The sequence below is a fragment of the Methylophaga sp. F-2 genome (assembly GCF_056859315.1).
Map to the genome: position 1 here is coordinate 140,671 of NZ_JBSXOF010000016.1, position 14,778 is coordinate 155,448.

Annotated in this window: 15 protein-coding genes; 13 read left to right on the forward strand and 2 right to left on the reverse strand. The window is 42.3% G+C overall.

The window, feature by feature from the left end:
* Positions 1–10 precede the first annotated feature (10 nt).
* The gene (gene map / locus AC13DA_RS04920) at positions 11–778 is read right to left on the reverse strand and encodes a type I methionyl aminopeptidase (protein ID WP_284451855.1); all 768 of its coding nucleotides are present in this window, start codon (positions 776–778) and stop codon (positions 11–13) included.
* A gap of 271 nt (positions 779–1,049) precedes the next feature.
* On the opposite strand from map, the gene rpsB reads away from it, so the two are divergent.
* The 13 genes from rpsB (at position 1,050) to lpxA (ending at position 13,389) form a co-directional block, all read left to right on the forward strand.
* Positions 1,050–1,802, forward strand: a complete 753-nt coding sequence (rpsB, locus tag AC13DA_RS04925; RefSeq protein ID WP_284451854.1) for a 30S ribosomal protein S2 — start codon at positions 1,050–1,052, stop codon at positions 1,800–1,802.
* Between the two features lie 105 nt (positions 1,803–1,907).
* Positions 1,908–2,789: a translation elongation factor Ts gene (gene tsf / locus AC13DA_RS04930; protein ID WP_007145914.1), complete on the forward strand. Its 882-nt coding sequence runs from the start codon at positions 1,908–1,910 to the stop codon at positions 2,787–2,789.
* 3 nt (positions 2,790–2,792) lie between these two features.
* On the forward strand, positions 2,793–3,518 hold the full coding sequence (pyrH, locus tag AC13DA_RS04935; RefSeq protein ID WP_284451853.1) for a UMP kinase: 726 nt from the start codon (positions 2,793–2,795) through the stop codon (positions 3,516–3,518).
* Positions 3,519–3,526: 8 nt separating this feature from the next.
* A complete protein-coding gene (frr, locus tag AC13DA_RS04940; RefSeq protein ID WP_273182523.1) occupies positions 3,527–4,084 on the forward strand; it encodes a ribosome recycling factor in 558 nt (185 codons plus the stop codon).
* A 33-nt stretch (positions 4,085–4,117) separates the two neighbouring features.
* Positions 4,118–4,864 carry an isoprenyl transferase gene (locus AC13DA_RS04945; RefSeq protein ID WP_284451852.1) on the forward strand — a complete coding sequence of 249 codons (747 nt, stop codon included), beginning with the start codon at positions 4,118–4,120 and terminating at the stop codon, positions 4,862–4,864.
* Entirely contained in the window at positions 4,857–5,687 is an 831-nt protein-coding gene (locus AC13DA_RS04950; RefSeq protein WP_284451851.1) for a phosphatidate cytidylyltransferase, read from the forward strand. Before AC13DA_RS04945 ends, AC13DA_RS04950 begins: the two co-directional genes overlap by 8 nt.
* On the forward strand, positions 5,684–6,871 hold the full coding sequence (gene ispC, locus AC13DA_RS04955) for a 1-deoxy-D-xylulose-5-phosphate reductoisomerase (protein WP_284451850.1): 1,188 nt from the start codon (positions 5,684–5,686) through the stop codon (positions 6,869–6,871). The genes AC13DA_RS04950 and ispC overlap by 4 nt, the downstream gene beginning before the upstream one ends.
* Positions 6,859–8,196, forward strand: a complete 1,338-nt coding sequence (gene rseP / locus AC13DA_RS04960; RefSeq protein ID WP_284451849.1) for an RIP metalloprotease RseP — start codon at positions 6,859–6,861, stop codon at positions 8,194–8,196. The genes ispC and rseP overlap by 13 nt, the downstream gene beginning before the upstream one ends.
* 58 nt (positions 8,197–8,254) lie before the next feature.
* On the forward strand, positions 8,255–10,531 hold the full coding sequence (gene bamA / locus AC13DA_RS04965) for an outer membrane protein assembly factor BamA (RefSeq protein WP_284451848.1): 2,277 nt from the start codon (positions 8,255–8,257) through the stop codon (positions 10,529–10,531).
* A gap of 20 nt (positions 10,532–10,551) precedes the next feature.
* Positions 10,552–11,058 carry an OmpH/Skp family outer membrane protein gene (locus AC13DA_RS04970; protein ID WP_007145906.1) on the forward strand — a complete coding sequence of 169 codons (507 nt, stop codon included), beginning with the start codon at positions 10,552–10,554 and terminating at the stop codon, positions 11,056–11,058.
* Between the two features lie 9 nt (positions 11,059–11,067).
* On the forward strand, positions 11,068–12,084 hold the full coding sequence (lpxD, locus tag AC13DA_RS04975; RefSeq protein WP_284451847.1) for a UDP-3-O-(3-hydroxymyristoyl)glucosamine N-acyltransferase: 1,017 nt from the start codon (positions 11,068–11,070) through the stop codon (positions 12,082–12,084).
* An 88-nt stretch (positions 12,085–12,172) separates the two neighbouring features.
* Positions 12,173–12,622, forward strand: a complete 450-nt coding sequence (gene fabZ / locus AC13DA_RS04980) for a 3-hydroxyacyl-ACP dehydratase FabZ (RefSeq protein WP_007145904.1) — start codon at positions 12,173–12,175, stop codon at positions 12,620–12,622.
* Positions 12,619–13,389, forward strand: coding sequence for an acyl-ACP--UDP-N-acetylglucosamine O-acyltransferase (lpxA, locus tag AC13DA_RS04985; protein WP_007145903.1), 771 nt, complete (start codon positions 12,619–12,621; stop codon positions 13,387–13,389). The genes fabZ and lpxA overlap by 4 nt, the downstream gene beginning before the upstream one ends.
* A gap of 28 nt (positions 13,390–13,417) precedes the next feature.
* Here lpxA and AC13DA_RS04990 read toward each other — a convergent pair whose 3' ends face one another.
* Positions 13,418–14,602: an ammonium transporter gene (locus tag AC13DA_RS04990; protein ID WP_284451846.1), complete on the reverse strand. Its 1,185-nt coding sequence runs from the start codon at positions 14,600–14,602 to the stop codon at positions 13,418–13,420.
* Between the last annotated feature and the right edge of the window lie 176 nt (positions 14,603–14,778).

Sequence of the window (14,778 nt, forward strand, 5' to 3'; positions counted from 1 at the left end):
ACCTTATAGATTAAACGGTTTCTTCTTCACGTAAGGTCAGAATCTCATAACCGTTATCAGTCACTAGAATTGTGTGTTCCCATTGTGCTGATAAGGAACGGTCTTTGGTCACCACGGTCCAGCCATCGGGTAATTGACGGACGTGACGTTTACCGGCATTAATCATAGGCTCGATAGTGAAGGTCATACCGGGTTTGAGTTCAAGTCCGGTACCAGGTGTGCCGTAGTGAAGGACTTGAGGATCTTCATGAAAGACCTGGCCGATGCCATGACCACAGTATTCACGAACAACCGAGAAGTTTTCTTTCTCTGCATAGGTCTGAATAGCATGACCAATATCACCCAGACGGATACCGGGCTTAACCATTTCAATACCCACAAACATAGATTCACGGGCGACACGACAAAGACGTTGAGCCAAGATAGATGTTTTACCAATTTGAAACATTTTACTGGTATCGCCATGGTAACCGTCTTTAATGACCGTGATATCGATATTGATAATATCGCCATCTTTCAGTTTTTTCTCACTGGGAATGCCATGACAGATAACATGGTTAACCGAGGTACATATTGAGCAGGGGAAGCCGTGGTAATTTAAAGGGGCAGGAATGGCTTGTTGTTCATTGACGATGTAATCATGACAGATTTGATTGAGCTCTTCAGTGGTTATACCAGCCTGGACATGTGGTTCAATCATGGTCAAAACGTCAGCGGCGAGTTTTCCCGCAACACGCATTTTTTCAATTTCTTCGGCAGTTTTTATACTGACAGCCATTTAAATTCCCTGCTAATTTTGAAATGAAGTTTCTGATATCAGGCATAGTTTGCCGTAAATCAGCTTTAGTCACCAGTGATCATTCCTGGCGATGCTGTTAATTGTTCTTTTAGCTTTGTTTTGTTGCTTAAGTATGGAATAATATGCGCGCCGAAAGAAGGCAAAATCACACATGTGCCGTCACAGGTGTCGGGGTGCTATTAGGTTTGGCCTAATTAGTCGACAACTGGGGTACGTGGAGGTTCAACCCCATACTATTAAAGGTATACACATGGCTAAAACAACAATGCGCCAAATGCTTGAAGCAGGCGTTCATTTCGGGCACCAAACCCGTTACTGGAACCCAAAAATGGGCCCATTCATCTTTGGTAAACGTAACAATATCCATATCATTAACTTAGAACATAGCTTACCAATGTTCAACGATGCGTTGAATTTTGTCAGCAAACTGGCTTCTAAAAAAGGCCGTATCATGTTCGTTGGAACCAAACGTGCAGCACAAGATGCGATTCGTGAAGATGCTGAACGCGCCGGAATGCCATACGTTAACCGCCGCTGGTTAGGTGGTATGTTGACTAACTTCCAAACAGTGCGTCAATCAATCAAACGTCTGGATGCTATTCAAGACATGATCGAGTCAGGTAAAACTGAAGGTCTGAAGAAAAAAGAAGTATTAGATCTTGCTCGTGAACAAGAAAAATTAGAAAAAAGCATTGGCGGTATTCGTAAAATGACTGGCTTGCCTGATGCGATGTTTGTGATTGACGTTGAACATGAACGTATCGCGATCCAAGAAGCGAGAAAATTAGGTATTCCTGTTATCGCTGTTGTTGATAGTAACAGCAACCCAGATGGCGTTGATTACGTCATTCCAGGTAATGATGACTCAATGCGTGCAATCCGTCTTTACACTGCAAACATTGCTGATGCCATTCTGGAAGGCCGCGCTTCTGTCACAACTGCAGATGCAAAAGAAGAATTCGTAGAAGTTGCTGAAGAAAGTGCTGAATCAGCCAGCGAATAATTTCTACTAGTTTAATTCAGCAGGCTCGCCCGAGGGTGGGCCTGTGTTGTATATGAGCTCAGTGATGAGCATTCATAAAACAATCAGATTAAAAGGGTTAGAGCAATGGCAATTACTGCAGCTTTAGTAAAAGAACTACGTGAGCGTACAGGCTCAGGCATGATGGAGTGCAAAAAAGCACTTGTTGAAGCAAATGGTGACATTGAAGTCGCTATCGAAGAAATGCGTAAATCAGGTTTAGCAAAAGCCGATAAAAAAGCAGACCGTATTACTGCTGAAGGTATTATCGGAATTGAAGTTAGTGCTGATAACAAACACGCTGTTATGGTTGAAGTGAACTCTGAAACTGACTTCGTGGCAAAAGCAGACGATTTTGTGAACTTTGTTTCTGCTGTAGCGAAAAAAGCACTGGAAGCTCAGCCAGCTGACTTAGACGCTTTAAAACAATTAACACTAGATTCTGGTGATACGGTTGAAACTGTTCGTCAGGCACTGGTTGCAAAAATTGGTGAAAACATTCAAGTTCGCCGTTTCACCTCATTAAATACTGATGATGGCATTATCGGTTTTTATCGTCACGGTGACCGCATCGGAACAATGGTGCAGTTGAAAGGTGGTAACGAAGAATTGGCTAAAGATTTAGCCATGCATGTTGCGGCTAATCGTCCACAAGCCATTTCTCCAGATGAATTATCACAAGAGTTGTTAGACAAAGAACGTGATATCGTGGCGACTCAAGCACGTGATAGCGGCAAGCCTGAAAACATCATCGAAAAAATGATTGAAGGCCGTATGGCGAAATTCGTTAACGAAATCAGCCTGGTTGGCCAACCATTCGTAAAAGATCCAGATGTAACAGTTGAAAAACTGATTAAACAAGCCGGTGCTTCAATTGAAGCTTTTGAGTTCTTTGAAGTCGGTGAAGGTATTGAAAAAGCAGAAGACAATTTTGCTGAAGAAGTAATGGCACAAGCCAGAGGGAAGTAATTTATGACACAAACGGGAAGTCAGCCAGTTTATAAGCGTGTCCTGCTCAAACTGAGTGGCGAGGCACTGATGGGGGATGCGGAGTATGGCATCCAGCCAGAAGTGATTTCCCGTTTTGCCAAAGAGATATCTGAGCTGAACGCGCAAGGCGTTCAGCTCGGTGTCGTCATTGGTGGCGGAAATATCTTCCGTGGCGCAGGTCTAGCCGCGAGTGGTATGGATCGTGTCAGTGCTGATCATATGGGTATGTTAGCGACAGTCATGAATGCCCTGGCTTTACAAGATGCGCTGGAACGTAACGGTACCTTCTGTCGTGTCATGTCTGCAATAAGAATCCACGAGGTTTGCGAAGATTATTTACGTCGCCGCGCCATCAGACATCTGGAAAAAGGACGCGTAGTTATTTTCGCTGCCGGCACAGGCAATCCCTTTTTCACCACAGACTCAGCGGCAAGTTTACGGGCTGTAGAAATCGGCGCAGAACTGATGTTAAAAGCGACGCAGGTAGACGGGGTTTATAATGCTGATCCCCGCAAAGATCCGAATGCTGTTCGTTATGATGAACTTAGCTACGATGAAGTCATCAATAACCGCCTTGCTGTAATGGATACTACAGCTGTCGTCATGTGTCAGGAACAAAAGATCCTTTTACGTGTGTTTGATGTGCATACAAAAGGTAATCTGACAAAAATTATCTATGGCGAACAAGTTGGAACATTAGTGAAATAGGATTAAATATGATTGAAGATATCAAGAAAGATGCTGCTGATCGTATGAAAAAAAGTGTTGCTGCACTTGGAACAGCAATGGCAAAAATTCGTGCAGGACGTGCTCACACCAGCTTACTGGACCATCTGCAAGTGCCGTATTACGGTTCTGATGTTCCATTAAGTCAAGTCGCTAACGTTGGTGTTGAAGATTCAAGAACATTGACAGTGACACCATGGGAAAAAGACATGGTATCTGTCGTTGAAAAGGCGATTATGACATCCGATCTTGGTGTTAATCCTAATAGTGCTGGTATGACTATTCGTATTCCTATTCCACCACTAACCGAAGAACGTCGTCGTGATCTGGTTAAAGTCGCAAAAAACGAAGCAGAAAATGCACGTATTGCGGTACGTAATATTCGTCGTGATGCTAACAGTACGCTTAAAGACCTACTGAAAGAAAAAGAAATTTCTGAAGACGAGCAACGCGGTGCTGAAGAAGATATTCAGAAACTAACCGATGCTACCATCAAGCAAATCGACGATGTGCTTGCAGAAAAAGAAACGGATTTAATGGAAGTGTAACCCTGTGGTTACACTCTCATTGACCATTCTTGAATGAATACCCCCCCAAAAGAGAATATTCCTAAACACATTGCCATCATTATGGATGGTAATGGTCGTTGGGCAAAACGTCGATTACAGCCACGATTTATGGGGCATCGTGCAGGCGTGAAAACAGTGGCTGATATTGTAAAACGCTGTGCCGAGCTGGGTGTTGAGGTTTTAAGTCTATTTGCCTTTAGTAGTGAAAACTGGCGTAGACCGGGTAAAGAAGTATCACTATTAATGGAGTTGTTTAGTCACGCACTGGATAATCAAGTCAAAAAGCTGCATGACAATAATATTAGGTTATGCATTATTGGTGATATAGATAAGTTTTCTCCGACATTACAGCAAAAAATTGCTCAGGCGCAGGAATTAACTCGGAATAATACAGGGCTAATAGTGAATATTGCTGCCAATTATGGTGGACGTTGGGATATTACCCAGTCAGTTCGGCAAATTGCACAAAAAGTAGCTACCGGAGAGCTTAAGCCTGAAGATATTAATGAAGAACATATCAGTGCTTTATTAACTACATCGGCGCTGCCAGAGCCCGATTTATTTATCCGCACTGGTGGCGAGCAACGCGTCAGTAACTTCTTGTTATGGCAAATGGCGTATACAGAATTTTTCTTCACAGACGTATTATGGCCCGAATTTGATAGTAAACAATTAGATGCGGCTATCAGCTCATTTTCCAAACGTGAAAGACGGTTTGGCCGTACTTCTGAGCAATTGCAAGGTCAATCTGATGCTTAAACAACGTTTAATCACCGCCGCTATTTTAATTCCTCTGGTTGTCTGGGCTGTTTTTGCCAGTTCATTAACCACCTTCACCACCTTGATCGTTGCCGTTGCATTACTGGCTGCATGGGAATGGCATCAGATGATAGGTATTCAGAGCCCTCGCATGCGGGTTATGTTGGCTGTTGATCTAATTATCGTTTTATATCTGGCTATCACCCAACTTAATCCTTATTTCATTATCAGTATTGGCATCCTCATCTGGCTTATTGCACTGGTTGTTATTCTCGGATTTTCGAATAAATCACTGGCTGAGCGGCTGTCACTTGTATTTAAAAATAAAGTTTTTGGGGCCATTAGCAGTATTTTGATACTCACCGTATTTGTGGTCTCATCCATTACACTCAAGGCATTTAGTGAAGTTGGGGCATTTTTATTCTTCTTTGTGATGGTCACCGTTTGGCTGGCTGACACAGGTGGTTATTTTGCTGGTAAACGCTATGGAAAACATGCCTTAGCGCCAGCCGTCAGCCCTAATAAAACATGGGAAGGTGTGGCTGGGGGTGTGTTGTTTGCGTCGATTTGGGCCATCGGTTTTTATTGGGTAAAAACGCCGACAACAATCACCTTGTTTGAATGGCTGTTACTTGCTGTTGTTACCGTTGCAGTATCGATTGTTGGCGACTTGTTTGAGAGTTTGTATAAACGCGCGTTCTCGGTCAAAGACAGTGGTAGTCTGCTGCCCGGGCATGGTGGAATATTAGACAGAATTGACAGCTTAATCGCGGCAGTGCCTGTTTTCACTTTCCTTGTGTTAATTATGGGTGGTTATAAATGAAATCAGTGACGATTCTGGGGTCAACTGGTTCAATAGGACTGAGTACGCTTGATGTATTAAGTCTTCATCCTGAAAAATTCAAAGTCTATGCTTTAACGGCTAATCGTTCAGTAGAATCCATGCTGCAGCAATGCCTTCAGTTCGAACCCGAAATTGCTGTGATGTTAGATGCTGCCGCAGCAGATAAACTGGCTGAAGCGCTTAAAAAAAATTATAGTAAAACCATTGTTAAAATTGGCAAGAAAGCACTTGAGGAAGTTTCGTCTTCGGTCAGTACGGATATAGTTGTCGCTGCGATTGTTGGGGCGGCGGGATTACTACCAACCTTGGCAGCAGCAAAGGCAGGTAAACGAATCTTGCTTGCAAATAAAGAGGCACTGGTGATGAGTGGTGCCTTGTTTATGAAAACCGTAGCCGAGAATGGTGCAACATTACTGCCTGTGGATAGTGAGCATAACGCTATCTGGCAGTGCCTTCCCGTAGCCAATACTCAACATTATGATTTCAATGGTAAAGGTGTAAGAAAAATTATCCTTACGGCCTCAGGCGGCCCATTCAGAGACTATGATCTTGAGCAGTTAGACGATGTCACTCCTGAACAAGCAGTTGCCCATCCTAACTGGTCAATGGGACAAAAAATTTCAGTTGATTCTGCGACCATGATGAATAAAGGTCTTGAAGTGATTGAAGCGCATTGGCTGTTTGGTTTGCAAAGTCAACAAATTGAAGTGGTCTTACACAGACAAAGTGTTATTCATTCTATGGTCGATTATGAGGATGGATCAGTGTTAGCACAGATGGGTAATCCAGATATGCGCACACCCATTACTAATACGTTGTCCTGGCCAGATAGGATTGCATCGGGTGTGGAACCTTTAGATCTGGTCAAAGTTGGCAGATTAGATTTTAGTGCAGCTGATTTCGCACGATTCCCTTGCCTACGCCTGGCATACAAAGCATTAAATGAGGGTGGCACCGCGACGGCGATTTTGAATGCTGCCAATGAAATTGCTGTACAGGCTTTTTTAGATGAACAAATTCGCTTTACCGACATTGCCAGAATTATTGAAGAAGTGTTGATTGAACTGCCTGCCAATGACGCCACGACGCTTGAACAGATCCTGGCGGATGATGCCGCAGCGAGAACCTTAGCTAAAAGCAAGGTTGGTTTATGCATTCATTAATTTTCTTTTTAATTGCCTTAGCTATCCTGATTATCATTCATGAATATGGTCATTTCTGGGTGGCCAGACGTTGTGGTGTTAAAGTGCTGCGTTTTTCTGTGGGCTTTGGTAAACCTATCTGGCAAAAAGTCGGTAAAGATGGCACTGAGTATGTATTAGCTCCGATTCCCATGGGCGGTTATGTCAAAATGTTGGATGAACGTGAAATGCCGGTGAGTGAAGAGCAAGCTCAGTTTGCATTTAATCGCCAGTCTCTTGCAAAGCGTGTAGCCATCGTATCAGCCGGACCCATAGCCAATTTACTTTTTGCTGTTTTGGCCTACTGGATTTTGTTAGTAGTGGGTGTATCGGGTATTAAACCGGTTATTGATGATGTACGGCCAGCATCAATAGCTGCGGAAGCTGGATTGCATGCCGGCGATGAAATTCAGCAAATCGATGGTAATGATACCCCGACATGGGATAGTGTTTATAAGGCATTAATTCAAAAAGCAGAGTACGGCGAAAAAATTGATATTACCGTCAGCTCAGCGAGTATTAAACAAGAACATTCGCTCATTCTGCCTCAAGTTGGCCTGGAACAAGTTGGCAATATTCTTGAGCAAATTGGGATTAAGCCACTCCGTCCCTCAATAAAACCGATTCTCGGTGAGGTGATGCCTGGCTCTCCGGCAGAAAAAGCCGGTTTAAAAGCAGGTGATATGCTAGTCAGCGCACAACAGGAAACTATTCCAAGTTGGAATCAATGGGTTGAGTTGATTCAGGCCAGTGCAGGTAAAACGTTAGATATTGAACTGCTACGAGATGGTGATCGCTTAGGACTGACTTTGATACCTGAAACAGGTGAGGATGGTAAAGGCCGCATTGGTGCTGCTGTGGATGCGAGTCAGACTGCCATACCACAAGAGCTGCAAGCGGAGTTACGTTATGGACCGATCGAGGCAATTAAATATGCTGTGATTCAAACCTGGGATTTTTCTTCATCGACTTTAAAGAGTTTGTGGGGCATGGTTACCGGAAAAGTATCAACCGATAACTTAGGCGGCCCTATTAGTATTGCACAAATCGCAGGCAGCTCTGCTGAGCAAGGGGTGATGTCATTTATCAGCTTTCTTGCCATGATAAGTATTACTCTGGGGATCCTCAATTTATTACCTATTCCTATGCTGGATGGCGGTCATCTGGCTATGTTTGCATTTGAAGCAGTCAGAGGTAAACCGCTTTCCGACACTATGCAGGTCCAAATTCAAAAAGTGGGCTTCCTTGTTTTGATAATGGTCATGTTTATTGCCTTTTTTAATGATCTATCAAGAGTGTTTGGATAATCAGATTAATTGCAGGTACACTTACTCTTTCGTCGACGGATAGTTATTGCTGATAACAATGAATAAATTACTGCCTATACTCCTGTTCTTGTCCTTTATCTCAGTCGCAAAAGCTGAGTCCTTTACCATTGAAGATATCCGTATAGAGGGATTGCAACGTATTTCTGCTGGTACCGTCTTTAATTATCTCCCTGTAAAAGTCGGGGATACGATGACGGATAACGATGCAAAAGGCATTATTCGTTCATTGTTTAAGTCAAAGTATTTCAACGATGTTGAAGTGGAAATACAAGACAATGTACTGGTTATTAAAGTAAAAGAACGTCCGGCGATATCCAGCATTGAACTTGTCGGTAATAAAGACATGGATTCTGCCGAATTACTGAAATCGCTTCGCGAAATAGGTTTTGGTGAAGGCCAAGTGTTTGAGCAAGCCATGCTTGAACGGGTAGAGCTGGAACTTGAACGTCAATATTTCAGCCGCGGTAAATATGGTGTTGCCATTAGTTCAGAAGTGACACCACTATCGCGAAACCGTGTCGCTATTCGTATCACCATGGCGGAAGGTGTTGTCGCCACAATCAGTGAGATCAATATTGTCGGTAACCATGCTTTTGATGATGAAGAGCTGATGACGGACTTTCAGACAACAACCGGTTCACTGTTATCATTTCTGACAAAAGACAATCAATACTCTCGTCAAAAATTATCTGCTGATTTAGAAACACTACGTTCATTTTATCTGGATCGTGGTTATGTTGACTTTACTGTGGAGTCGACTCAGGTATCTATCAGTGATGATAAAAAACACATGTTTATCACTATTAATATCAGTGAAGGTGAGAAATATAAAATTAATCAGGTACGTCTGGCAGGTAACTTGATTGTTCCGGAAGATGAATTATTCAAGTTAGTGACGATTCGAGAAAATTCTGTATTTTCACGTAAGGCGATCACAAAGAGTACTGAGAACTTAACTAACCGTCTGGGTAACGATGGTTATGCTTTCGCCAATGTAAATGCAGTACCAGAAATCGACCGCGAAAAACGCGAAGTGGATTTAACGTTCTTTGTTGACCCTGGTCGCAGAGCGTATGTCAGACGTATTAATATTTCTGGTAATAGTAAAACACGTGATGAAGTATTACGCCGCGAATTCCGTCAACAGGAATCTGCCTGGATTTCGACTGAAAAAGTCGAGCAATCAAAAGCACGTGTATCACGGCTTGGTTATTTTGAGAATGTAAACGTTGAAACTATCCCGGTTGCTGGCGTTCAGGATCAGGTTGATTTGGACTTTGGCGTCACAGAAACACCGTCTGGTAGTCTTTCAGCCGGTATCGGCTTCTCGCAATCTGATGGCCTTATTTTTAATGCGAATGTGACACAGAAGAACTTCTTGGGAAGTGGTAAACATATTCGTTTTGGTTTTAACAATAGCAGCATTAATACTATTTATAGTTTTGGTTACACCAACCCCTTTGTGACGGTTGATGGTATCAGTCAAGGCTTTAATGCTTTCTATCGTAAAACTGATGCTGATGAAGCCAATATCGCTACCTATACACTAGATGCCTTTGGCGGCGATATTACCTTTGGTATTCCAATTTCAGAGGAAAATCGTATTAACCTTGGTGTCGGTTATGAGCATACTGAAATCGATTTACCATCCGACAATACCATTTCACGTTATTCTGACTTTATTAAGCGTGAGGGTGACTCTTTTGATACTGTCACATTAAACCTTGGCTGGTCGAGTGATGACCGTGACAATGCATTGTTACCTACAAGTGGTATCTCGCAAACACTGACAGGTGAGTTTGCAGTGCCAGGGCCGTCACTGCAGTACTACAAACTGAAATATAAGGCTAATGCGTACCATCCGATCAATGAGACATTTACCTTCTCTTTAAGAGGTGAGTTTGGTTATGGTGATTCGTATGGGGATACAGAAGAATATCCTTTCTTCCAGAATTTCTATGCGGGTGGTATCAGAAGTGTCAGAGGCTTCCAGGCTAATACGCTTGGTGTTAAAGAAGATGATAAACCATTAGGTGGTAATTTACTGGTCAGTGGCGGCGCTGAAGTTATTTTCCCAGTACCATTTATGAAAAAAACGTTAAAATCTTTCCGCCTGAGCGCATTTACTGACTTTGGTAACGTTTACGATGTGAATCAAGATTTTGATGCGGGTTTATTGAGATATTCAGCCGGTCTGTCAGCTATATGGATTTCACCATTCGGTGCAATGTCGTTTAGTATAGCTGCACCGTTGAAGAAAGAAGACGGCGATGAGACTGAAGCATTCCAGTTCTCATTAGGTTCGACGTTTTAATTAATTATTTGGAGTTGAGTGTGAAGAATTTGAAGTTTATTTGGCTATTATTTGCATTGTTCATCGCCGCACCTGCTAGTTATGCAGCAGATTTAAAAATCGGTGTTGTAAATGCAGGCGTGGTGCTCGATAAATCACCACAAAAAGCAGCAGCACTCGCAAGGTTAGAAAAAGAATTTTCAGCAAGAAGTAAGTCTTTAGAAGCAAAACATAAAGCACTAAGAGCAGCTCAAGAAAAACTGAATAAAGATGGTGCTATTTTAAGTGCTGAACAACGTCGCGATAAAGAACGTGACTTATTGAGTGATCAGCGTGAGTTACAACGTCTTCAGGATGAATATAGTGAAGATTTGTCTATTCGTCGTAACGAAGAGTTGAGAAAGCTTGAAAAAGACATCGCTGAAACAATTGTTGATTTAGCCAAAAAAGAGTCTTATGACCTGGTTTTATACCAAGGCGTTATCTTTGCCAGTGATAAAGTAGATCTGACTGATAAAGTTCTGGAAATGTTAAAAGCTAAGAAATAGAGTGCGCCTGTGAGTTTGACTCTTGCTCAAATAGCGGAATATATCAATGGTAATGTTATCGGCGATGCTAATTATTCAGTTAGCAGCGTCGGTACATTATCAAATGCTGATTCAAGTCAGCTTAGTTTCTTATCCAATCCCAAATATAAAAAATTCTTAAATCAGTCCCGTGCCGGTGCCATAATCGTTTTAAAAGGTATGGCTCAGTACGTTACAACAAATGCCATTGAGGTTGATGATCCATACGTTGCGTATGCAAAAGCGGCAAGTCTACTTCACCCCACTGAAAAAAAACTTCCTAGCATCCATGCGTCAGCATCAATTGACCCATCAGCAAAGATAGGTGCTAATGTCAGTATTGGGGCGAATGTCGTTATTGAGCAAGCAGTCATCATAGAAGATGACGTGGTGATTGGACCGGGATGTGTTATCGAACATGATGTGGTTATTCGCAAAGCGGCAAACCTCAGACCTAATGTAACATTATGCTTTGGCGTCATCATTGGTGAAAGGACGATTATTCATCCTGGTGTAGTCATTGGCGCGGATGGTTTTGGTATTGCTAACGATAATGGCCACTGGATAAAAGTGCCACAAGTTGGATCTGTCAATATTGGCAATGATGTTGAGATTGGTGCCAATACTACAATTGATAGAGGTGCTATTGATGACACGGTTATTGCTGATGGCGTGAAGCTCGATAATCAAATACAGATCGGACACAATGTCACAATTGGTAAACATTCTGTTATAGCCGGTTGTACGGGTATTGCAGGAAGTACTTCTATTGGTGAATATTGTGCCATTGGTGGTGGTACTGGCATGGCAGGTCATATTAATATTGCCAGCGGTGTGCAATTAACCGGGATGAGTATGGTCACCAAGTCTATTAATGAGGCAGGTATCTATTCTTCAGGTATTCCTGTTGAACCTGCTAAACAGTGGCATAAAAATGTGATTAGATACCGGCAAATGGATAAATTATTTGATCGTGTTAAACAGCTTGAAGAAAAAACAAAAGATTGATTTGAGTGTTGTTTCGCTTTACCAAAATGGCGACTCAAAGTAACATTGTCGGTCTTTATTAATATAATAATAGTCAAGGGATATTAGCTTGAACACGATTGACATACATGAAATTCAACGCCTGTTACCTCATCGATACCCTTTTTTACTCATCGATAGAGTCATTGAATTTACACCTGGCGAGCATTTAGTCGGCATCAAAAACGTTACATTCAATGAACCACACTTTACAGGTCATTTTCCTCAGCGTGTTATCATGCCAGGTGTGTTAATCCTTGAATCCCTTGCTCAGGCAACAGGTTTGTTAGCGTTTAAAACAGCTGATGAGATTCGGTCTGATGAAGCGTTATATTATTTAGCAGGTATTGATAATGCCCGTTTCAAAAAGCCAGTTGAGCCAGGTGATCAGCTAAGACTCGAAGTGAAGCTGGTCAAAAATAAACGTAACTTATGGAAATTTACGGGTGAAGCGAGTGTTGATGGCGAAGTCGTTGTCAGCGCAGATATCATGTGTGTTAACCAAGAAATGCCAAAGTGATTCATCAGACAGCTATTATTGATCCAACAGCGGTTATTGCTGATAACGTCAAGATTGGTCCCTTTTCAGTCATTGGCCCAAAGGTCGAGATCGGTGAAGGCACTGAAATTGCATCGCACGTGGTGATTAATGGACCAACAAAAATTGGTAAAAATAACCGCATATTCCAATTCGCCTCAATAGGTGAGGAACCTCAGGATAAAAAATTTCACGGTGAAGATACACTACTTGAAATTGGTGATAACAATCTTATCCGCGAGTCAGTGACGATTAATCGGGGAACTGTTCAGGGTGGTGGAATAACCCGTCTTGGCAGTAATAACTGGATTATGGCGTATGTGCATATCGCACATGATTGTATTATCGGTAATGATAATATTTTTGCTAACAATGCTTCTTTGGCGGGACATGTCATCATTGACGACTTTGTTATTTTGGGTGGCTTTACGCTAATCAGCCAATTTAATTATATGGGCTCTCACTCTTTTAGTGCGATGGGCAGTGTTATTTCGAGAAATGTCCCACCTTATATTCTTGTTTCTGGGCACATGGCAAAACCTTTTGGTATTAATGTTGAAGGTCTGCGCAGACGCAATTTCAGCGATATTCAAATTAAAAATATTCGCCAAGCCTATAAAGTTTTATACCGCTCAGGGCTAAAACTTGAAGAAGCAGAGCTGCGTATTGATGGCATAGAACAAGAATCAGATGAGATTTCTTTATTAGCGGATTTTCTCAAGAAGCAGGAAGGCGGCATAATCCGATAATATCGGATTATGCGTTTTCCCGTTATATCTAATCATTATTGGGTGTTGCTGTAATTTTGTGAATGCTTAAGTCCGCGCCTTCATACTCTTGTTCTTGAGATAATCTCAGTCCAAGCACGACTTTTAGTAAACCGTAAACTGCAAACCCGCCGACAAAAGCTATCAAAATGCCAAGTCCAGTGCCGATAAGCTGAGATATTAAGCTGACTCCGCCCATGCCGCCAAGCGCAACCTGACCGAATATACCCGCTGCGATACCACCCCAAACGCCACACAAGCCATGAAGTGGCCAGACACCTAATACATCGTCTATTTTCCATTTATTTTGTGTCAGGGTGAATGTAAAAACAAATAATGCCCCTGCAACCAGGCCTGTCATGAGTGCGCCTAATGGATGCATAATGTCAGAACCGGCACAGACAGCGACAAGACCGGCTAATGGCCCATTGTGGACGAAGCCTGGATCATTTTTACCAACCAGGCATGATGCTAGTATACCGCCCACCATTGCCATTAATGAATTGATAGCCACTAAACCACTTATACCGTCAATGGCTTGTGCTGACATCACATTAAAGCCAAACCAACCAACAGTCAAAATCCATGCACCGAGAGCTAGAAAAGGTATATTGGAAGGAGGGTGAGCAAAAATCTCTCCTTTCTTCCCGTAACGACCGTGCCGGGGACCTAAATGTAAAACAGCTGCTAGCGCAATCCAGCCACCCACAGCATGTACGACAATTGAACCTGCAAAGTCGTGAAAGCTGGCACCAAAGGAAGAATTTAACCAGTCCTGAATACCATAGGCACCGTTCCAGCTGATTCCTTCAAAAAAAGGATAAATAAAGCCGGCGATAAAAAAAGTAGCAATTAATTGAGGATAAAATTTTGATCTTTCTGCGATGCCTCCTGAAACAATGGCAGGTATCGCGGCAGCAAACGTAAGCAAGAAAAAGAATTTTACCAGGCCGTAACCATAGTTTTCGCTGAGTGTGGGAGCAGCATCAAAAAAATGTAAATTATAGGCGATGCCATAACCAATAAAGAAATAAGCGATTGTCGATATTGCAAAATCAACAATAATTTTAACAAGCGCATTGACCTGATTCTTTTTGCGAACTGTTCCGACTTCGAGAAACGCAAAGCCGGCGTGCATGGCAAGCACCATTATGGCGCCTAGTAATATAAATAAAACATCATTTGCATTATGCACTATCTTATCCCCTCGTTGGTTTAGATATAAAGCACCAAAATAGCAAGACTCGCACCAAATATGAAAGTTAAGTTAAATCAATAATATATGGATGGAGCTGTGCAATATTAGACTATGTGGTGATTTGTTTTGGTGCAAACCTATTAATTTAAGCACTAAATTGGTGCTATCAAAGA

What these genes read in the sequence shown, in the direction of transcription:
- AC13DA_RS04950 (WP_284451851.1), top strand. Translation starts at nt 4,857, where the DNA reads ATGCTTAAACAACGTTTAATCACCGCCGCTATTTTAATTCCTCTGGTT.
- ispC (WP_284451850.1), top strand. Translation starts at nt 5,684, where the DNA reads ATGAAATCAGTGACGATTCTGGGGTCAACTGGTTCAATAGGACTGAGT.
- bamA (WP_284451848.1), top strand. Translation starts at nt 8,255, where the DNA reads ATGAATAAATTACTGCCTATACTCCTGTTCTTGTCCTTTATCTCAGTC.
- frr (WP_273182523.1), top strand. Translation starts at nt 3,527, where the DNA reads ATGATTGAAGATATCAAGAAAGATGCTGCTGATCGTATGAAAAAAAGT.
- pyrH (WP_284451853.1), top strand. Translation starts at nt 2,793, where the DNA reads ATGACACAAACGGGAAGTCAGCCAGTTTATAAGCGTGTCCTGCTCAAA.
- tsf (WP_007145914.1), top strand. Translation starts at nt 1,908, where the DNA reads ATGGCAATTACTGCAGCTTTAGTAAAAGAACTACGTGAGCGTACAGGC.
- AC13DA_RS04945 (WP_284451852.1), top strand. Translation starts at nt 4,118, where the DNA reads ATGAATACCCCCCCAAAAGAGAATATTCCTAAACACATTGCCATCATT.
- rpsB (WP_284451854.1), top strand. Translation starts at nt 1,050, where the DNA reads ATGGCTAAAACAACAATGCGCCAAATGCTTGAAGCAGGCGTTCATTTC.
- rseP (WP_284451849.1), top strand. Translation starts at nt 6,859, where the DNA reads ATGCATTCATTAATTTTCTTTTTAATTGCCTTAGCTATCCTGATTATC.
- map (WP_284451855.1), bottom strand. Translation starts at nt 778, where the DNA reads ATGGCTGTCAGTATAAAAACTGCCGAAGAAATTGAAAAAATGCGTGTT.